Source organism: Streptomyces sp. NPDC091376 (assembly GCF_044757085.1).
Classification (GTDB): domain Bacteria; phylum Actinomycetota; class Actinomycetes; order Streptomycetales; family Streptomycetaceae; genus Streptomyces; species Streptomyces pratisoli.
The window spans coordinates 23,967-42,877 of the sequence record NZ_JBIVUF010000013.1 but is presented as its reverse complement, the minus strand read 5'-3'; the positions used below and the strand labels follow the sequence as shown (position 1 = coordinate 42,877).

15 protein-coding genes are annotated in these 18,911 nt (G+C 71.6%); 5 read left to right on the top strand and 10 right to left on the bottom strand.

From position 1 onward, the window contains the following. Nucleotides 1-110: 110 nt before the first annotated feature. Nucleotides 111-1,082 carry an FG-GAP repeat domain-containing protein gene (locus ACIQMR_RS26005; RefSeq protein ID WP_401391797.1) on the top strand — a complete coding sequence of 324 codons (972 nt, stop codon included), beginning with the start codon at nt 111-113 and terminating at the stop codon, nt 1,080-1,082. A gap of 169 nt (nt 1,083-1,251) precedes the next feature. Here ACIQMR_RS26005 and acnA read toward each other — a convergent pair whose 3' ends face one another. Next, nucleotides 1,252-3,981, bottom strand: a complete 2,730-nt coding sequence (gene acnA, locus ACIQMR_RS26000; protein ID WP_401391794.1) for an aconitate hydratase AcnA — start codon at nt 3,979-3,981, stop codon at nt 1,252-1,254. A 582-nt stretch (nt 3,982-4,563) separates the two neighbouring features. Between acnA and ACIQMR_RS25995 the strand changes: the two genes are divergently transcribed. Next, entirely contained in the window at nt 4,564-6,093 is a 1,530-nt protein-coding gene (locus ACIQMR_RS25995; protein ID WP_266387747.1) for a UDP-N-acetylglucosamine 1-carboxyvinyltransferase, read from the top strand. 389 nt (nt 6,094-6,482) lie between these two features. Beyond that, nucleotides 6,483-7,136, top strand: a complete 654-nt coding sequence (locus ACIQMR_RS25990) for a response regulator (RefSeq protein WP_401391791.1) — start codon at nt 6,483-6,485, stop codon at nt 7,134-7,136. Nucleotides 7,137-7,252: 116 nt separating this feature from the next. Here ACIQMR_RS25990 and ACIQMR_RS25985 read toward each other — a convergent pair whose 3' ends face one another. Continuing rightward, nucleotides 7,253-8,422: a sensor histidine kinase gene (locus tag ACIQMR_RS25985; RefSeq protein ID WP_401391788.1), complete on the bottom strand. Its 1,170-nt coding sequence runs from the start codon at nt 8,420-8,422 to the stop codon at nt 7,253-7,255. A gap of 370 nt (nt 8,423-8,792) precedes the next feature. Here ACIQMR_RS25985 and ACIQMR_RS25980 point away from each other — a divergent pair, with 370 nt between their 5' ends. Together ACIQMR_RS25980 and ACIQMR_RS25975 are read left to right on the top strand one after the other, a co-directional pair. Further along, a complete protein-coding gene (locus ACIQMR_RS25980; protein WP_401391785.1) occupies nt 8,793-9,470 on the top strand; it encodes a trimeric intracellular cation channel family protein in 678 nt (225 codons plus the stop codon). A gap of 118 nt (nt 9,471-9,588) precedes the next feature. Continuing rightward, complete coding sequence (locus tag ACIQMR_RS25975; protein ID WP_401391782.1) at nt 9,589-9,984, top strand: ATP-binding protein; 396 nt, start codon at nt 9,589-9,591, stop codon at nt 9,982-9,984. 8 nt (nt 9,985-9,992) lie between these two features. Here the strand turns inward: ACIQMR_RS25975 and ACIQMR_RS25970 are convergent, their stop codons facing one another. The 8 genes from ACIQMR_RS25970 to ACIQMR_RS25935 form a co-directional block, all read right to left on the bottom strand. After that, nucleotides 9,993-11,552, bottom strand: coding sequence for an MFS transporter (locus ACIQMR_RS25970; RefSeq protein WP_401391779.1), 1,560 nt, complete (start codon nt 11,550-11,552; stop codon nt 9,993-9,995). Between the two features lie 250 nt (nt 11,553-11,802). Further along, a complete protein-coding gene (locus ACIQMR_RS25965) occupies nt 11,803-12,513 on the bottom strand; it encodes a GntR family transcriptional regulator (protein WP_401391776.1) in 711 nt (236 codons plus the stop codon). Nucleotides 12,514-12,721: 208 nt separating this feature from the next. Further along, the gene (locus ACIQMR_RS25960; RefSeq protein ID WP_401391773.1) at nt 12,722-13,786 is read right to left on the bottom strand and encodes a proline racemase family protein; all 1,065 of its coding nucleotides are present in this window, start codon (nt 13,784-13,786) and stop codon (nt 12,722-12,724) included. After that, nucleotides 13,783-14,784 carry a proline racemase family protein gene (locus tag ACIQMR_RS25955; protein WP_401391770.1) on the bottom strand — a complete coding sequence of 334 codons (1,002 nt, stop codon included), beginning with the start codon at nt 14,782-14,784 and terminating at the stop codon, nt 13,783-13,785. The genes ACIQMR_RS25960 and ACIQMR_RS25955 overlap by 4 nt, the downstream gene beginning before the upstream one ends. Before the next feature lie 35 nt (nt 14,785-14,819). Further along, the gene (locus ACIQMR_RS25950) at nt 14,820-15,722 is read right to left on the bottom strand and encodes a dihydrodipicolinate synthase family protein (RefSeq protein ID WP_266387781.1); all 903 of its coding nucleotides are present in this window, start codon (nt 15,720-15,722) and stop codon (nt 14,820-14,822) included. Nucleotides 15,723-15,866: 144 nt separating this feature from the next. After that, nucleotides 15,867-17,399, bottom strand: coding sequence for an NAD(P)/FAD-dependent oxidoreductase (locus ACIQMR_RS25945; protein ID WP_401391767.1), 1,533 nt, complete (start codon nt 17,397-17,399; stop codon nt 15,867-15,869). Then, a complete protein-coding gene (locus ACIQMR_RS25940) occupies nt 17,380-17,694 on the bottom strand; it encodes a (2Fe-2S)-binding protein (RefSeq protein WP_266387786.1) in 315 nt (104 codons plus the stop codon). Before ACIQMR_RS25940 ends, ACIQMR_RS25945 begins: the two co-directional genes overlap by 20 nt. Beyond that, nucleotides 17,691-18,866, bottom strand: coding sequence for an NAD(P)/FAD-dependent oxidoreductase (locus ACIQMR_RS25935; protein ID WP_401391764.1), 1,176 nt, complete (start codon nt 18,864-18,866; stop codon nt 17,691-17,693). The genes ACIQMR_RS25940 and ACIQMR_RS25935 overlap by 4 nt, the downstream gene beginning before the upstream one ends. Nucleotides 18,867-18,911 lie beyond the last annotated feature (45 nt).

Here is an 18,911-nt window from a genome sequence, read left to right as displayed (position 1 = left end):
GACGCGTTGAGATGTGCAGATCCGGTGAAACGATCCGGTGGTTCCGTGGCTCGCCGCACCTCTTGAGGCGGGCCACACCTCTCACACCTCGATCCTCACTGGAGAACTACGTGGCCCCACTCATCGGCCGTAAGCGCGGCCGGGCCCTTACCCGTATCGCCGTGGCGGCGGTCGCCACGGCTCTCGCCGTCACCGGCACCGGTGCGGCGTCAGCGGCCGACCGGCCGGCGCCCGCCTCGGCGCCGTCGTCGGTGTCCGCACCGGTGCCGGCGCCGTCGGTCGGCGCCGCCGCCGATCCTCGCCCCGCCGCGCGCCCGAACGGATCCCGCGCGCAGGCGGAGCCGGGCGACGCTCCGATCAACGCCCTGTACGGCGCCGACCGGGCAGGTGATCTGTACGGCTATCCGCCGAACGGCACGGGCGGTCTCGACAGCCGGGTGCTCGTCGGCTTCGACTGGGGCGTCATCAAGCACGCCACCCAGGTCGACCACGACGCCGACGGGAGTTCCGACGGCGTCTGGGAGATCAACAACGGCGGGCAGCTGTTCTACGCCCCGTTCGGCGGGGAACCGGCCTCCGTCGGTGGCGGCTGGAACATCTACAACAAGGTGCTCTCCCCGGGGAACCTCGCCGGCGCCGCGGCCGACGACCTGATCGCCCGGGACGCCTCCGGTGTCCTGTGGATCTACCTGGGGTACGGCAACGGAACGCTGACGGGCCGTACCAAGGTCGGCCCGGGCTGGAACATGTACAACCAGATCGCCGGCCAGGGCGACCTGACCGGCGACGGCCGGCCCGACATCGTCGCGCGTGACGGCTCGGGGGTGCTGTGGCTCTACCGGGGCACCGGGAACCGCACGGCGCCGTTCGCCGCGCGCACGAAGATCGGCTCCGGCTGGAACCTGTTCAACACCCTGGTCTCCGTCGGTGACATCGACATCGACGGGACGACGGACCTGATCGCCCGTGACGCGGCCGGAGCGCTCTGGCTCTACCGTGGCACCGGCAACGCCGCCGCCCCGTACCAGGCGCGGGTCAAGATCGGTACGAGCGGCTGGAACACCTACCGTCTGCTGTTCTGACGGACGTTCCGGCGGATGCTCCGGCGGATGTCCCGGCGGATGTTCCGGCCGGCCTTGCGACGGACCTTCCGACGGAAAGCGAAGGGGCCGCACCCCCGTGACGGGGGTGCGGCCCTTTCCGCGTACCTGCCTCTGCTCGTGTCCGGACTCCTCGCGGAATCCCGGTGGACTACTTGCGGATCAGGTTGCGCAGCACGTACTGCATGATGCCGCCGTTGCGGTAGTAGTCCGCCTCACCGGGGGTGTCGATGCGGACGACCGCGTCGAACTCGACACCGGTGTCGGTGGTGACCTTCACCGTGCGCGGCGTACGGCCCTCGTTGAGCTCGGTGACGCCCGCGAAGGAGAAGGTCTCCTCGCCGGTCAGGCCGAGGGACTCGGCCGACGCGCCCTCCGGGAACTGGAGCGGGAGGACACCCATGCCGATGAGGTTCGAGCGGTGGATGCGCTCGTACGACTCGGCGATGACGGCCTTGACGCCGAGCAGCGCGGTGCCCTTGGCGGCCCAGTCGCGGGACGAGCCGGAGCCGTACTCCTTGCCGGCCAGGACGACCAGCGGGATGCCCTGCTCGATGTAGTTGCGCGAGGCGTCGTAGATGAACGACACCGGCGCCCCTCCCTCACCTTCGGCGGACCGGGTGAAGTCGCGGGTGTAGCCGCCCTCGGTGCCCGGCGCGATCTGGTTGCGCAGGCGGATGTTGGCGAACGTGCCGCGGATCATGACCTCGTGGTTGCCCCGGCGCGAGCCGTAGGAGTTGAAGTCACGACGCTCCACACCGTGCTCGGTGAGGTACTTGCCGGCCGGGGTGTCGGCCTTGATGGCACCGGCCGGGGAGATGTGGTCGGTGGTGACCGAGTCGCCCAGCTTGGCCAGCACGCGGGCACCGGCGATGTCGGTGACCGGGGCCGGGTCCATCGTCATGCCCTCGAAGTACGGGGGCTTGCGGACGTAGGTCGACTCGGCGTCCCATTCGAAGGTGTTGCCGGTCGGGATCGGCAGCGCCTGCCACTGGGCGTCGCCCGCGAAGACGTCCTGGTAGGACTTGTTGAACATGTCCTCGCCGATGGCGTTGGCCACGACGTCGTTGACCTCGGCCTCGGAGGGCCAGATGTCCTTCAGGAAGACGGGGTTGCCCTCGGTGTCGGTGCCGAGCGCCTCACGGGTGACGTCCACCTTCATGGAACCCGCGAGGGCGTACGCGACGACCAGCGGCGGGGACGCCAGGTAGTTCATCTTGACGTCGGGGTTGATGCGGCCCTCGAAGTTGCGGTTGCCGGACAGCACCGAGGTGACGGCGAGGTCGTGCTCGTTGACGGCCTTGGAGACCTCCTCCGGCAGCGGGCCGGAGTTGCCGATGCAGGTGGTGCAGCCGTAGCCGACGAGGTTGAAGCCGACCTTGTCGAGGTACGGGGTCAGGCCCGCCTTGTCGAAGTAGTCGGTGACGACCTTGGAGCCCGGGGCGAGGGTGGTCTTGACCCACGGCTTGCGGGTCAGGCCCTTCTCGACCGCCTTCTTCGCCACCAGCGCGGCGGCGACCATGACGTACGGGTTCGAGGTGTTGGTGCAGGAGGTGATCGCGGCGACGGTGACGGCGCCGTGGTCGATCTCGTACGTCGTGCCGTCGGGGGCGGTGACCGTGGTGGGGCGGGTCGGCACACCGTTGGACGCGGCCGGGGCGTCGGAGGCCGGGAAGGACTCCTTGCCCGCCTCGTCGTCGTCCTCGACGTAGTTGCGCACGTCCTGGGCGAACTGCTGGGCGGCGTTCGCGAGGACGATACGGTCCTGCGGGCGCTTGGGGCCGGCGATGGAGGGGACGACCGTGGAGAGGTCGAGCTCCAGCTTCTCGGAGAAGTCGGGCTCGGCGGCCGGGTCGAGCCAGAGGCCCTGCTCCTTCGCGTACGCCTCGACGAGGGCGACCTGCTGCGCGCTGCGGCCGGTCAGCTTCAGGTAGTTCAGGGTCTCGTCGTCGATCGGGAAGATCGCGGCGGTGGAGCCGAACTCGGGCGACATGTTGCCGATGGTGGCGCGGTTGGCGAGGCTCGTCGCCGCCACGCCCTCGCCGTAGAACTCGACGAACTTGCCGACGACGCCGTGCCCCCGCAGCATCTCGGTGATCGTGAGGACGAGGTCGGTGGCGGTGGTGCCGGGCTGCAGCTCACCGGTGAGCTTGAAGCCGACGACGCGCGGGATGAGCATCGAGACCGGCTGGCCGAGCATGGCGGCCTCGGCCTCGATGCCGCCGACGCCCCAGCCCAGCACGCCGAGGCCGTTGACCATGGTGGTGTGCGAGTCGGTGCCGACGAGGGTGTCGGGGTAGGCCTGGCCGCCCCGGACCATGACCGTACGCGCCAGGTGCTCGATGTTCACCTGGTGGACGATGCCGGTGCCGGGCGGGACGACCTTGAACTCGTCGAAGGCGGTCTGGCCCCAGCGCAGGAACTGGTAGCGCTCCTTGTTGCGGCCGTACTCCAGCTCCACGTTCTGGGCGAAGGAGTCCGGGGTGCCGAACCTGTCGGCGATGACGGAGTGGTCGATGACCAGCTCGGCGGGCGCGAGCGGATTGATCTTCGCGGCGTCGCCGCCGAGCTCCTTGACGGCCTCACGCATGGTGGCGAGGTCCACGACACAGGGCACGCCGGTGAAGTCCTGCATGATCACGCGGGCCGGCGTGAACTGGATCTCCTGGCTCGGCTGCGCCTGCGAGTCCCAGCCGCCGAGCGCCCGGATGTGGTCGGCGGTGATGTTCGCGCCGTCCTCGGTGCGGAGCAGGTTCTCCAGCAGGACCTTGAGGCTGTAAGGGAGGCGCGCGGAGCCCTCGACCTTGTCCAGCCTGAAGATCTCGTACGACTCGTCGCCCACACGCAGTGTGCTGCGGGCGTCGAAGCTGTTCGCCGACACGACAGTCTCCTTCATCAATGTGCGCGTACTGACCGCATCCTGCCTGCTGCGACGTCCCGGCGATCCGCTAAGGTAAGGCTTAGTTAGGCCACCCTTACCGAATGGGCCGTGACGGTCGGCGATGCGGTACGCCTCCGTGTAGATATCTCGATGTCGAGATAACTCTAGTACATGACCGCTGAAGGGTCATGCCCGGACGCCCACGTTCTGCCCCTGAGGCTTCTGACCCCAGGGGGCGACCGCCTGCGGGCGGGCCGCTCCGACCTGGCCGCGGGCCCTGCACTCCAGGCTCCGGACTCCGGCGCACGAGCCGGGGCCGCGACCGGGCGTCGCGGGGATGCGGCCCTCGCCCGGGCGAGGGTCCCGGCGAGGCGAGACTCCGGGGCGCACCGCCGGGACGCCGAGGGCGCCAGTCACGCGAGGCGCACCAGTGGGGCACGGGGGCACGCCACCCGCACCTGCGGCGCGCCGCCACGCCCGGTTTGCCCTAGTTAGGTAGATGATGGACCATCAAGTCAGGGTGTCACCCGTATGGTCCATCCCATTGGACGCCTCATCTCATATCTGAGATAGCCTGCCGCTATGGCAGACGACTACCTCGTACGCATCGGCAAGCTCATCCGTGACGCCCGTCAGCACCGGGGCTGGACACAGGCGCAGCTCGCCGACGCACTCGGCACCAGCCAGAGCGCCGTCAATCGCATCGAGCGCGGCAATCAGAACATCAGCCTTGAGATGATTGCCCGTATCGGTGAGGCGCTCGACAGCGAGATCGTGTCCCTCGGCTACGCCGGGCCGATGCATCTGCGGGTCGTCGGCCGGCGCCGCCTCTCCGGTGCCATCGACGTCAAGACCAGCAAGAACGCCTGCGTCGCCCTGCTCTGCGCCTCGCTGCTCAACAAGGGCCGGACCGTACTGCGCCGCGTCGCGCGGATCGAGGAGGTCTACCGCCTGCTGGAGGTGCTGAACTCCATCGGTGTACGGACCCGCTGGATCAACGACGGCACCGACCTCGAGATCGTCCCGCCGGCCCGTCTCGACATGGACGCCATCGACGCGGACGCCGCCCGCAGGACCCGCTCGATCATCATGTTCCTGGGACCCCTGCTGCACCGCATGGACCGCTTCCGGCTGCCCTACGCGGGCGGCTGCGACCTCGGTACGCGCACCATCGAGCCGCACATGATCGCGCTGCGCCGTTTTGGTCTGGACATCACCGCGACCGAGGGGCTGTATCACGCCGTCGTCGAGCGCTCGACGAGCCCCGACCGTCCGATCGTGCTGACCGAGCGCGGCGACACCGTGACCGAGAACGCCCTGCTGGCGGCGGCCCGCCACGACGGCGTCACCGTCATCCGCAACGCCTCCTCCAACTACATGGTCCAGGACCTGTGCTTCTTCCTGGAGGCTCTCGGGGTACGCGTCGAGGGCATCGGCACGACGACGCTGACCGTCCACGGTGTGGCCACCATCGACGTCGACGTCGACTACTCCCCCTCCGAGGACCCGGTCGAGGCGATGAGCCTGCTCGCCGCCGCCGTCGTCACCGAATCCCAGCTGACGATCCGTCGTGTCCCGATCGAGTTCCTGGAGATCGAGCTGGCCGTGCTGGAGGAGATGGGCCTCGACCACGACCGAACGCCGGAGTACAACGCCGACAACGGCCGTACGCGGCTGGTGGACCTGACCGTGCGCCCCTCCAAGCTGGAGGCGCCGATCGACAAGATCCACCCGATGCCCTTCCCGGGCCTCAACATCGACAACGTGCCGTTCTTCGCGGCGATCGCGGCGGTCGCCCAGGGCCAGACCCTCATCCACGACTGGGTCTACGACAACCGTGCCATCTACCTCACCGACCTCAACCGCCTCGGCGGCCGCCTCCAGCTCCTCGACCCGCACCGCGTCCTGGTCGAGGGCCCGACCCGCTGGCGCGCCGCCGAGATGATGTGCCCGCCGGCCCTGCGGCCCGCCGTGGTCGTCCTGCTGGCGATGATGGCGGCGGAGGGCACGTCCGTGCTGCGCAACGTGTACGTCATCAACCGTGGTTACGAGGAACTGGCCGAGCGCCTCAACTCGGTCGGCGCCCAGATCGAGATCTTCCGCGACATCTGACGCTCCTCCGGCTGAACGGCCGCCGCACCTCGTCCGACCAGCACGGACGCATGCCCTGACGGGGTGCGGCGTGGCCCTGCGCGCCGAGGCCATCGGCCGCTGCTGGTCGCGGGGCTTCGTCGGACGCCGCCGAGCGCGCGGCACCGAACACGGCGTCTCCTTCGGGTCGTTGAGGAGAAGGGTTCCTTCGCCGTGGAGACGCGGTCGGCGGCATGTCTCAGCGTCCTGGCTGTCCTGGTCGTGCTGGTCGTGCTGGTCGCCGTGCCGCCAGGGCCGGGCCGGCGGGGAGGCGCGACGAGCGGTGGTCTCTTTGGCGGCTCCGCGCCCGTACGGCGACGATGAGGAAGTGTGCAATGTGACGCACCCCTGCGCAGTGCCGGAGGACCGCCATGGTGATCCATGTCCTGATCGCCGACGACAGCGAGATCGTGCGCCGAGGGCTGAGCGACATCGTCGAGGCCGGCGACGACCTGCATGTCGTCGCCCAGGCCTGGGACGGCCGCAGCGCCGTGGACGCCGCCCGGCAGTTCAGCCCTGACGTCGCGCTGCTGGACATCCGGATGCCGGGCATGGACGGGCTGGCCGCGACGCGGGAGATCAGGGCGCTGCCGCGGCCACCGCGGGTGCTGATCCTGACGACGTTCAGCTCGGACGAGTACGTCGACGAGGCCGTAAGGGCGGGCGCCAGCGGATTCCTCCTGAAGGACACGCCTCCGGAGGAGCTGCTGCGTGCCGTACGTCAGGTCGCCGAGGGCATGGCGACGCTGGACCCGGCGGTGACCGGGCGGGTCCTTGAGGTACTGGCCGGGCAGTCCGCGCAGCTGACGGCGGCGGAGAAGCAGGTCCTGGAGTCCCTGGCGGACCGCGATCTCCAGGTGCTGCGGCTGATCGCCAGAGGGCTGTCCAACGCCGATATCGGTGCCGCCCTGCACATCAGCGAGGGCACCGTCAAAGGCCAGGTCAGCAGGCTGCTGGCGAAGGTCGGCGCGGACAACCGGGTGCAGGCCGCCCGGCTCGCCTACCGGGCGGGGCTGGAACGCTGACGGCGCAGGGGAAGGGCAGCTGACCACTGACGACGGCTGACGTGTGGCGTGTGATGTGTGGCGTGTGATGTGTGGCGTGTGGCGTTGTACAGCGGCAGTCGGGGGCGGGCCGGCGCTCAGGTGTTCGCCGGTGGCGCGCCGTGCGGGATGAACGCGTCGATCCGGTAGCCGCCGTCGTACGGGCCCGCGGTGACCGTGCCGTCCAGCAGGGCGACCCGCTCCGCGAGGCCGATGAGCCCGTTGCCACCGCTGGGCGGCGAGTCGGCGTCGCGTGAACCGGCCGCGGGTCCGTTGGTGACCCGTACCTCGACACCGTCCATCCGGCACTCGACGAGAACGCCGACCTCCGCTCCGGGTGCGTGCTTGGCCGCGTTGGTGAGGCCTTCCTGGACGATGCGGTGGATCGCGCGCTGCACGGGGGCGGGCAGGGTCTCGGGGTGCCCGTCGACCCGCAGCGTCGCGCGGCGGCCGAGCCGGGCCGCGCCTTCGACGAGTTTGTCCAGCTGGGAGGCGTCGGGATGGGGCGCCCTCGCGGGGGCGACCTGTCCGCGGCGGCCGGGGGTAAGGACGCCGAGGACCTCGCGCAGTTCCTCCAATGCCTGGTGCCCCTCGTCCCTGATCAGCTCCGCGGCCTCGGCAGCGGCCGGGTCCCGTGCCTGCGACCCGACCTTGAGCGCTCCCGCCGTGAGGACGATGTTGCCCACCCGGTGCGCGACGACGTCGTGCAGCTCACGGGCGATCCGGGCCCGCTCCCCCACCTGGGCCCGCTCGACCAGCAGATGCTTCTCCCGCTCCAGAGCCTCGATGGTGCTCTGTGCCTCCAGGGCCAGATCGCGCCGGATGGCGACGGTGTAGCCGACGATGAGCGGCCCGAGGATGAAGGCGATCGTGAACCCCGCCTCCCGCAGGTCCCAGTCCGGCGGGCCGGTCCACAGCACCAGCACTCCCGCCGCACAGCTCGCGGCGCCGAGGAGCACGAGCGTACGCATGCGCCGGTACGTCTCCCCCACGGTGTACATGGCCACGGCCAGCGCCACCGGGGTGAAGGCGATCACGTAACCCACCATGACGACGACGGCCACCACTGCGGGGCTGCGGCGCCGCCACCACAGCGTCGAGCCCACCAGACCCGACACGATGGCCACCACCGCCGTGGGCTGGCCGGTGAGCAGTCCGTTCGACGGCTTGATCCAGGTGTCGCCGACGCCGATGGCCACGACCACCGCGGTGAGCAGGGCGTCGTACTGCCGCTCCGACCAGCCGCCGCGCCCCTTGCGCTCGGTCACTCGGCCCTCACCACCTCGCGGTATGCGCGCCTTGCGGCCACTGTAAGTCGCGTCGCGCGGTCCGGCCGTACGAGCGCGACCGGCGTCCCGGGGCGTCACTTTCGTCGTGGCGAACACCGACGATCGGCACGCGGGGAGGGCCGGTGCGGGCCTCAGGCTGGATGTGCGGCGCGGTGCTGTTCCCACCCCCCGAGGGGCAGTGCCGCGTCGCGCCTCGGCCCACGCTTGCGCGGGGTGCTGAGCCACGTCCGTGCGGTGCCGTGTCACACACACCCTGTGCCATGTCACACCGGTGCTGTGCCGTGTGCCGTGTCGCGTCCCGGCGCGGCCCTGTCCACTGCCCGTCCGACCCCGGAGCGAGAACCGTCCCATGCTGCATGCGCTGTACCTGCTGGGTATCTCCGCGTTCGCCGCGAGTGGTGTGCTCGCCGCGCACCGCGCCCGGATGGACCCCTTCGGCGGGCTCGTCCTCGCCTTCGCCGCGTCGGTGTCCGGGGGCACGCTGCGGGACGTGATCCTGGACCGGCACCCGTTGTACTGGACACACGACTGGCAGCTGCTCGCCGTCATCGGCCTCGTCGCCGTCGCGACCATGGCGTATCTGCACAGGTGGGAGCTGCCGCACCGGACACTGATGATCGTCGACGCGCTGGGGCTGTCCGTGGTCACCGTCATCGGGGCGCGGGCCGCCGTGGAAGCGCATGTCACCCCGCTCGCCGTGATCATTCTGGCGGTTCTCACCGGAGTGACCGGCGAGGTCGTCCGGGATGTGCTGTGCGGCCGGCTCCCTCCGCTGCTGTTGCGGGAGGAGGTGTACGCGACCGCGGCCCTCGCGGGAGCGGTGTGCTACCTGCTGCTGGACCGGGCGGGCGCCGGCCCGGGCCTGGCGACGGCGGTGGCCGCGGCGGTGGTGTTCGCGCTGCGCATGGCCGCGGTCTTCCGGGGCATGCATCTTCCCCGGTCCCGGCCGCGGCCTGCCCACTGCGAGCCACGGCTTCCCGGGTCCGAGCCACGGCATCGACGTGACGAAAGTTACGCCGCGCCGTGACGTCCGGCACACCATAGTCCGGCGGAAAGGTACGTTCTGGGGCCCTTTTTCGCCGTCAGGCTGGAAGTAGTCCAGCGGCCGGCAGGTCCGGCCCGACGGCGGAACTTGGAGCTCACTGATGACCGGAAACAGCGCAGTCGCCACTCTGCCCCGGCACCCGCGTGCGGCGGCCCAGGCCCGGCGCGTCCTCGAAGAGGTCGCGCCCGCCGACTGCACCGTCGCGGACACCGCCGCGCTGCTGCTGTCCGAGGTGGTCTCGAACGCGGTGCGTCACGCCGACGGCGCGGCCATCGAGGTCGCCGTCGCCCGCGACGAGGCCGCCGGCGGGATCACCGGCGCGGTCTTCGACACGGAGCCGGGCATGAGTGCCGGAGCGCGCTCGGGTGACGAGCCCGTGGACGAGATGGAGACCGGGCGCGGGCTGGACCTGCTGGAGGCCCTGGCCGTGTCCTGGGGCGTGACCACGGTCGGTGACCACGGCAAGTGGGTGTGGTTCCAGCTGTCGGGGTACTGAGCCCGGGTTCACCTTCTCGGATCCCGCACTCCGGCGACCGTCGTGCCTTTGAGCCGGTCGATGTCCGAGGCCCGTACCTGGATGACGAGCAGGGCGATCAGCGCGGCGATCGCGGTGAAGACGGCGGCCGCGACGAACGCGGCGGAGGCCCCGGCGGCGAGGATCTCGTCCGCCCAGGGAGACGGAAGCGACCCGGTGCGTGCGAAGCGCAGCCGTTGCGGCGCGGTCGCGCGGGCGAGGAAGTCCGGAGTCTGTCGCGCGGTCTCGGTGGCGGCGGCCGTGCCGAACACCGTGACCAGGATGGACAGTCCGAGCGAGCCGCCGATCTGCTGGCTGGTGTTGAGCAGCCCGGAGGCCGCGCCGGACTCGTGCGGCGGGACGCGGGAGAGCGCCATCAGCGTGAGGGAGACGAACTGCAGTCCCATGCCGAGTCCGAAGACGATCATCGGTCCGAGGATGCTGCCCGCGTAGCTGGAGTGGACGTCGGTCGCGGTCAGCCAGGTCAGGCCCGTCGTGGCGAGCAGCGCTCCGGTCAGCATGAAGGGCTTGGGCCCGAACCGGGGCAGCAGGCGGGAGGCGAGGCCCGCGCCGGTCGCGATCATCACGCTGACGGGCAGGGAGGCGAGGCCGGTGCGGAGCGGGCTGAGGCCGAGCACGTTCTGGACGAAGAGCGTGAGGAAGAAGAACATGCCGAACATCGCGGCGGCGAGGCTGAGCATCATGCCGTACGTGCCGGCGCGGTTGCGGTCGGCGAACATGTGCAGCGGTGTGATCGGTTGCCGTGATCGCCGCTCCACGAGGACGAAGACGGTGAGGATGACGAGCGCCGAGGCGAAGGACGCCAGGGTGGTCCCGTCCCGCCAGCCGTCCTGCGCGGCGCGGATGAAGCCGTACACCAGCAGGACCATGCCGAGGGTGGAGGTCAGTGCCCCGGCGATGTCGAAGTGTCCCGGGTGGCGTGCGGACTCCTGGAGGCGGCGCGGGGCGGCGAGGGCGATGAGCAGTCCGATGGGGACGTTGACGAAGAACACCCAGCGCCAGTCGAGCCATTCGACGAGCACGCCGCCCGCGAGCAGGCCGATCGCGCCGCCTGCCGCGGACACGGTCGCGAAGACGCCGAAGGCCCGGTTGCGGGCCGGCCCTTCCCGGAAGGTCGTGCTGATCAGGGCGAGCGCGGTCGGGGACGCGACGGCGCCGCCCGCGCCCTGCAGGGCCCGGGCGGCGAGGAGCTGTCCGGAGTTCTGGGCCAGTCCACCGAGCAGTGAGGCGACGGCGAACAGCAGCACGCCGGAGACGAACACCCGCCGCCGGCCCAGGATGTCGCCCGCGCGGCCGCCGAGCAGCAGCAGTCCGCCGAAGGTGAGTGTGTAGGCGCTGACCACCCAGGACAGGCCGGTGGTCGAGAAGCCGAGCGCGTGCTGGATGTGCGGCAGCGCGATGTTCACGATGGTGGCGTCGAGGACCACCATCAACTGGCAGGAGGCGATGACCAGGAGCGCGATGCCGTGACGGTCGCCGGGTGCGGGGGTGGTGGTCCCTGGCACAGGGGCCGGCTGAGGCGAGATCATGGCACAGCCGCCTCGTAGGAGAGCAGCGTCGGGCGTCCGTTCTTCGACCGTAAGCCCGGGCCATGGCCGTCACCAGTCGATCAAGCGGCGGTGGTGTCCGGCTGCGGGCCGAGCTCGGTGATGAGGCCACGCGGCACGGCGGCGAACCGCTGAGGCCGGTCCTCGGGGATCGGGGTGCCGCTGTCGTCGATCTCCACGAGCCGTCCCCCGGGGCGGAGTTCGGCGTGCAGGCGGCCCGGGTGGCCGGACGTCAGCGGCTGCCGAGGGTGTGCTTGGCGCGCGGCTCCACCGGTTCGTCCCTGGCCCGTGCCCAGAGGGAGCGGACATGGCCGAGGTGGCGGGCCATGCATTCCTCGGCGGCCAGCTCGTCCCCCGCCAGCATCAGGTCGAGCAGTTCGTGGTGTTCCTCCGCGGAGGCGACCAGCAGGCCGAGTTCGTCGAGCCTGGTGAGGCCGTACAGCCGGGAGCGCTTGCGCAGGTCTCCCACGGTCTCGACCAGGCGGTCGTTGCCTGCGAGGGCGAGCAGGCCGAGATGGAAGCGCCGGTCCGCGTCCAGGTAGCCGATCAGATGGTGGTTCGTGGCGTGCTCCACGATCTCCTCGGCGATGGGCCGCAGCGCCTCCAGCTGTGCCTCGGTGGCGATCTGGGTGACCTGCCCGACGGTCGGCACCTCGATCAGTGCGCGGAGTTCGGTGTACTGGTCGAGGTCGCGCTCGCTGACTTCGGTGACGCGGAAGCCCTTGTTGCGGACGGGCTCGACGAGGCCCTCGCGGGTGAGGTCGAGCATCGCCTCACGGACGGGTGTGGCCGAGATGCCGAAGTCGGCGGCGAGACCGGGTGCGGAGTAGACGTGGCCGGGGCGGAGTTCGCCGGCGACGAGCGCGGCGCGCAGGGCGTGGGCGACCTGGTCGCGCAGCCGCTCCTGAGCGGTGATCAGGTTGATCTGCTTCAGGTCCCCCATGACGCTTCCTCCGAGAATCCAGTGAAGGGCAAGCGTACAATGTCACGTTGCGCTGCCCGGTTCCGTCGTGGCCGCTGTGGACGTCGTGGGCGTCGTGGGCGTCGCAGACTTCGCGGCCGCCGGTGGACGGCCGCTGCCACGACAAGATCCTCCCAGGCCCCGCCCAGACTCAGGAAGGCCTGTGGACAACTCCCCGTCGGGGGTGCGGTCAGAGCAGGAACCCCGTCGCCAGGGTGTCGTACGGGTCGCGTACGAAGGTGTGCTCGCCGGTGCGGTGCGCGGTGCCGGTGACCTCGGTGACGGCTCCCGAGTCGGTACGGGAGATCACGCATCCGGTGAAGACCGTGCCGACGACCGACTCATGGTGCAGGACGTCGCCGGGACCCAGTCGGCCGTCCTCGGCCAGCAGGGCGAGGCGTGCGGAGGTACCGGAGCCGCAGGGCGAGCGGTCGATCTGGCCGTCGGCGAAGACGGTCACGTTGGCCTGGGCGGGACCGGCGGGGGTGTCGGGGAGTTCCTCGTGCAATATCACACCGTAAACGCCGGACAGCAGTGGGCTGTCGGGGTGCCAGGTGGCGGGGTGTCCGGCGAGGGCGGCGCGGATCTCCCGGCCGGCGCGGACGAGCCGGGGCAGCGAGGCACGGCCCACGTCGAGGCCGAGCTGTGCGGCGGGCACCGATGCGTAGCAGGCGCCGGCGTGGGCGACATCGACGTCGGCGGTGCCGTAGCTGGTCGCGACCGGGACCTTGCGGGCCGTCACGCGGGTGGGGACGTTGCGGAAGGTGACGGCGGTGGTGCGGCCTTGTGCGCAGTGCACCGTGGCCCGGACGCGTCCGGAGGGTACGTCGATGCGGATCTCCACGGAACCGTCGTCGGGTGCGCGGACGCGGCCGCTGTCGACGGCCCAGGCGCCGAGCGCAAGGGTGCCGTGGCCGCAGGCGGTGGAGTAGCCGTCCTTGTGCCAGAACAGGACGCCGAAGTGGGCCCCGTCGTCGTCCGGCGGCACGACGAACCCTCCGTACATGCCGGCGTGTCCGCGGGGTTCCTGCACGAGGAGCCGGCGGATGTCGTCGAGCGGGCCGGGGCGCGGTGCGGTGGCGGAGCCCCCGGCACCGATGACACTGGCGCAGCGTTCGGCCACGGTGTCGCCGGGGACCGGGGGCAGCCCGTCGGTGACGATGCGGAAGGGCTCGCCGGCGGTGTGGTAATCGGTGGTGCGGACGGCGTTCTCGGCCCGGGGCGTCGGCGGGAGGGAGGTCGGGGGCGGGGTCACAGGAGGAAGCCTCCGGGGAACGGGTCGGCCGGGTCCAGGAAGTACTGCGCGGTGCCGGTGATCCAGGCGCGGCCCGTGACGGTGGGGATGACGGCGGGCAGTCCGCCGACGGTGGTCTCCCCGACGATGCGGCCGGTGAACTCCGTGCCGATGAAGGACTCGTTGACGAAGTCCCGGCCGACGGGGAGTTCTCCGCGTGCGTGGAGCTGGGCCATCCTGGCGCTGGTGCCGGTGCCGCACGGTGAGCGGTCGAACCAGCCGGGGTGGATGGCCATGGCGTGCCGGGATCTCGTGGCGTCCGAGCCGGGGGCGGTGAGGTAGACGTGCTTGACGCCGTCGATGGCGGGGTTCTCGGGGTGGACGGGCCGGTCGGTGGCGTTGATGGCGTCCATGACGGCGAGTCCGGCGGCGAGCAGCTCGTCCTTGCGTTCGCGGTCGAAGGGCAGGCCGAGGGCGTCCAGGGAGACGAAGGCGTAGAAGTTGCCGCCGTATGCCATGTCATAGGTGACCGTGCCGTGTCCGGGTACGTCGACCTTGCGGTCGAGACCGAGGCAGAAGGAGGGCACGTTGGTGAGCGTGACGGAGGTGGCCGCGCCGTCCTCGACCCGGACGTCGACGCCGACGAGGCCTGCCGGGGTGTCGAGGCGGACGGTGGTGACCGGTTCGGTGACGGGCACCATGCCGGTCTCGACGAGGACGGTGGCGACGCCGATGGTGCCGTGGCCGCACATGGGCAGCAGTCCGGACACCTCGATGTAGAGGACCCCGTAGTCGGCGTCCGGACGGGTGGGCGGCTGGAGGATCGCACCGCTCATGGCGGAGTGGCCGCGCGGCTCGTACATGAGCAGGGTGCGGACGGGGTCGAGGTGCTCGATGAAGTGCAGCCGGCGTTCGGCCATGGTGGCGCCCGGGATGACGCCGACGCCGCCGGTGATGACGCGGGTCGGCATGCCTTCGGTGTGCGAGTCGACGGCGTGGTAGACGTGACGGGTGCGCATGAGGTCCCTTCTCGCTGCTGCTGGGGTGCTTCCGGCTACTGGAGGCCCTCGGCGAGTGCCTTCTCGGTGGCGGCGCGTACGGCCGTGTCCTGTTCGCCGGTGAGCGGTGAGCGCGGCGGGCGGGTCGGTCCGCCGGGGCGGCCCGCGAGGTCCATGGAGAGCTTGATGGCCTGGACGAACTCGGTCCTGGAGTCCCAGCGCAGCAGTGGGTGCAGGGACTTGTAGAGCGGCAGCGCGGTGTCCAGGTCCCCGGTGACGGCGGCGTGGTAGAGCGTGGCGCAGGAGGCGGGCAGCGCGTTGGGGTATCCGGCGATCCAGCCGACCGCGCCGGCGAGGGCCAGTTCGAGCAGGACGTCGTCGGCGCCGACCAGCAGGTCGAGCCCCGGGGCGAGTTCGGCGATCTCGTAGGCCCGGCGGACGTCGCCGCTGAACTCCTTGACGGCGACGATGCTCTGCTCGCGGTGCAGCCGGGCGAGCAGGTCGGGGGTGAGGTCGGTCCTGGTGTCGTGCGGGTTGTTGTAGGCGACGACGGGCAGGCCGCTGCGTGCGACGTCGGCGTAGTGGGCGGCGACCGTCTCCTCGTCGGCCCGGTAGGCGTTGGGCGGCAGGAGGAGTACGGATCCGGCGCCGGCCTCGGCGGCCTGGTCGGCCCAGCGGCGGGCCTCGGTGCTGCCGTAGGCCGAGACACCGGGCATCACCCGGTTACCGTCGCCCGCGGCCTCGACGGCTGTGCGGACGACGCGGGCGCGTTCGTCGTCGGTGAGGGTCTGGTACTCGCCGAGGGAGCCGTTCGGGACGACTCCGTCGCAGCCGTTGGCGATCAGCCAGGCGACGTGGTCGGCGTAGGCGTCGTGATCGACGGAGAGATCGTCGCGAAGTGGCAGGGCGGTGGCGACCATGATGCCGTGCCAGGGGCGCGTACGGGGTGCGGGTGCCATAGCAACTCCTAGTGTGAGGTGTGACATTTTACTAAGCATCGTGAGACCGCCACAAGAGGTCGATCCCTCGTGGAAGCAGCGGGTCTGACGCCGTGTCGGTTTCAGGCCCGAGGGCGGTCGGGCCGGGGTGGAGGGCCCTCGGGGTCAGGAACGGTCCGACTCGTCCGCCGGCATCAGGGTCTCGGCCGGCAGGCGGGTCAGGTGGTTCAGCGGTACGGGGCAGGACAGGGGCCGGTGGTCCGGGGCCTGCTCCTCGCCGGCCAGGGCGGCCACGGCGGGCCCGCACATCCGTCCCTGGCACCAGCCCATGCCGGCCCGGGTGAGCAGTTTGACGGTGCGGGTGTCGTGTGCGCCGAGTTCCTCGGTCGCCTCCCTGACGAACCCCGCCGGTACCTCCTCGCAGCGGCACACATGGGTGGCGTCGTCGAGCCAGCCGGTCCAGCCGGGACGCGGGTGGTGCACGGCCGCCATCGCCTCGGCGAAGGCGCGCAGCCGGTCACGCCGGGAGGTCAGCGCCTCGGCCCGCCGCGATCGGCGGGCGTCGTGCGGAGCCGGGCTCAGGGTGCCGGCGACGCAGAGGGCGGCCAGTTCGCCCTCGGCCAGGGCGAGTTCCGCCCCGCCGATCCCTCCGGTCTCCCCCGCCGACCACACTCCGGGGACGGAGGTGCGCTGTTCGTCGTCGAGGTCCAGGGCGGCGGTGCCGTCGGCGGTACGGCGCGTGGCGCAGCCGAGTCCGGTGGCGAGTTCCAGCTGAGGGAGCAGTCCGTGGCCGACGGCGAGGGCGTCGCACGGGACACGTCGTCCGGAGCCGGGTACAGGCCGCCAGTCCTGGTCGAGCCGCGACACCGTCACGGCCTCGACCCGTTGCGTGCCGTGTGCGGCGGTGACCGCGTGCCGGCTGAGCAGTCGTACGCCGTGCCGGAGCAGGGCCGCGCCGTGCAGGGCCGCCTCGGCGATCTTGCCCGGATTGCGCAGCAGGGCGGGGAGTCGGCGGGCGTACGCCGGGTACGCGGCGGCCTCCACGACGGCGGGCACCGTGGCCCCCGCGGCGGCGAGGGACCCGGCGACGGCGAGCAGCAGCGGGCCGCTGCCCGCGACGACGATGCGGCGGCCGGGCAGGACGAGGCCGGACTTGAGCATGGCCTGGGCTCCTCCGGCGCCGACGACGCCGGGCAGGGTCCAGCCGGGGAAGGGCAGTTGACGTTCGTAGGCGCCCGTCGCGAGGAGCACCGTCCGGGCCCGGACGGTGACGGCGCTCTCGTCGTCGCCGTGGCCCGCGTCGCCGTGGCCTGCGACGGCGTGGCCTGCGACGGCGTGGAGCCGCCAGCTCTGTGCGCGGCCCGTCTCGCCCGCGTCCGGGGCCCGTTCGGGGAGAACGGTCCATACGTGGTGTGCGGGCAGATGGCGGATGCGCCCCGCTGCCGTATGGGCGCGAAGTGCGCGCTCCAGGCGCGCGAAGGCGTGCCAGTGGTGGTGCAGCGCTTCCGGCCGGGCGGCGCGGAGGGCGGGTCCCGGGTGGCGGTAGAACTGTCCGCCGGGCCGGTCGCCCGCATCCAGGAGCGTCACCCGCAGTCCGAGCCCGGCCGCGGCGACGGCGGCCGCGAGTCCGGCGGGTCCCGCGCCGACGACGGCCAGTTCGCAGGGCGGCGACGGGGGTTCAGACGGCGAGTTCGTCATGACCGGTGCCCTTCTGGGTGGTGATCGCGTCGCCCGGGCGGGCGGGGACGAGACAGGCACGCTGGTTGGGGCGGCCGTTGACCGTGGTGAGGCAGTCGTAGCAGGTGCCGATGCCGCAGAACGCGCCGCGGGGCGCGCCGCCGTCACGGGTGGTGCGCCAGGAGAGGATTCCCGCCGACCAGAGCGCGGCGGCGATGCTCTGCCCGGGCAGTGCGGTGACCGGGCGTCCGTCGAAGGTGATCTCGTACGGGGGGTCCGGCTCGGCCCGCACCAGGGAGGCCGGGGTTCTGCTCACTGTGCTGCTCCTGCCTGGTCGAAACGGTCCGGCCGGAAGGGCCGCGGGTCCAGGACCGGCTGCCCGCCGCCGAGTGCGGTGGCGATCAGCATTCCGGTGGCCGGGGCGAGTCCGATGCCCGCGCCTTCGTGGCCGCACGCGTGGAAGAGTCCGGGCACGCGCGGGTCGGGGCCGATGGCGGGCAGGTGGTCGGGGAGGTAGGGGCGGAAGCCGTGGTAGGTGCGGATGACGCGTACGTCGTCGAGTACGGGGAAGAGCTGGGCGGCCTGGGTGGCGAGCCGGCGCAGCGCTTCGGCGGACAGGGCCCGGTCGAAGCCGACGCGTTCGCGGGTCGCGCCGATCAGGACCGGTCCCGCGGGGGTGCCTTCGACGACCGCCGAGGACTGGAGGGTCGCGGAGCCGCTGGCGACGTCGGAGATGTAGTCGGCGGCGTAGACCTTGTGGCGGATGACGCGCGGCAGGGGTTCGGTGACGAGGACGAATCCCCGGCGCGGGAGGACGGGCAGGTGGGTGCCGGCGAGGCGGGCGAGGTCGCCGGCCCAGGTGCCGGTGGCGTTGACGACGGCGGGGGCGTGGAGTTCGCCGCGTGGTGTGCGTACGCCGCGGACGCTGCCGTCGGGCCGGGTGAGGACGGCGGTGACCTGTTCCCCGAGGCGGACGGCGGCGCCTGACCGGCGTGCGGATCGCAGGAGTTGGGCGGCGGCGCGGGCGGGCTGGACCTGCGCGTCCTGGGGGTAGTGGAAGCCGCCGGCGAGTCCGTGTGCGAGGTGGGGTTCCAGATCGTGGAGCCGGTCGGCGGGGACTTCGTGGGCTTCGACGCCGGCTCTGCGCTGGTCCTCGGCGAAGTCGCGCAGCGCGGTGAGGGCGGTCTCGTCGGGCGCCACGACGAGACCGCCCTTGGGCTCGTACTCCGTCTCCGGTGGGAGGACGTCGGCGAGTTCGCGCCAGAGCCGGGTGGACAGCAGCGCCAGGTCGAGCTCGGGTCCTGCCTCCTTGTCGGAGACGAGGAGATTGCCTTCCCCGGCGCCGGTGGTGCCGCCCGCGACGGAGCCGCGGTCGACGACCGTCACGGCGAGGCCGGCGCGGCTCGCGTAGTAGGCGCAGGCCGCGCCGACGACTCCGGCGCCGATGATGACGGCGTCCAGGGGACCACGAGGGTTTCTGGTGGGCACAGCAGTAATATGTCACATTGCTGTGTGACCGGGGAAGGGAATCAC

What these genes read in the sequence shown, in the direction of transcription:
- ACIQMR_RS25995 (WP_266387747.1), top strand. Translation starts at nt 4,564, where the DNA reads ATGGCAGACGACTACCTCGTACGCATCGGCAAGCTCATCCGTGACGCC.
- ACIQMR_RS25970 (WP_401391779.1), bottom strand. Translation starts at nt 11,552, where the DNA reads ATGATCTCGCCTCAGCCGGCCCCTGTGCCAGGGACCACCACCCCCGCA.
- ACIQMR_RS25950 (WP_266387781.1), bottom strand. Translation starts at nt 15,722, where the DNA reads ATGGCACCCGCACCCCGTACGCGCCCCTGGCACGGCATCATGGTCGCC.
- ACIQMR_RS25990 (WP_401391791.1), top strand. Translation starts at nt 6,483, where the DNA reads ATGGTGATCCATGTCCTGATCGCCGACGACAGCGAGATCGTGCGCCGA.
- ACIQMR_RS25975 (WP_401391782.1), top strand. Translation starts at nt 9,589, where the DNA reads ATGACCGGAAACAGCGCAGTCGCCACTCTGCCCCGGCACCCGCGTGCG.
- ACIQMR_RS25945 (WP_401391767.1), bottom strand. Translation starts at nt 17,399, where the DNA reads ATGACGAACTCGCCGTCTGAACCCCCGTCGCCGCCCTGCGAACTGGCC.
- ACIQMR_RS25965 (WP_401391776.1), bottom strand. Translation starts at nt 12,513, where the DNA reads ATGGGGGACCTGAAGCAGATCAACCTGATCACCGCTCAGGAGCGGCTG.
- ACIQMR_RS25955 (WP_401391770.1), bottom strand. Translation starts at nt 14,784, where the DNA reads ATGCGCACCCGTCACGTCTACCACGCCGTCGACTCGCACACCGAAGGC.
- ACIQMR_RS25980 (WP_401391785.1), top strand. Translation starts at nt 8,793, where the DNA reads ATGCTGCATGCGCTGTACCTGCTGGGTATCTCCGCGTTCGCCGCGAGT.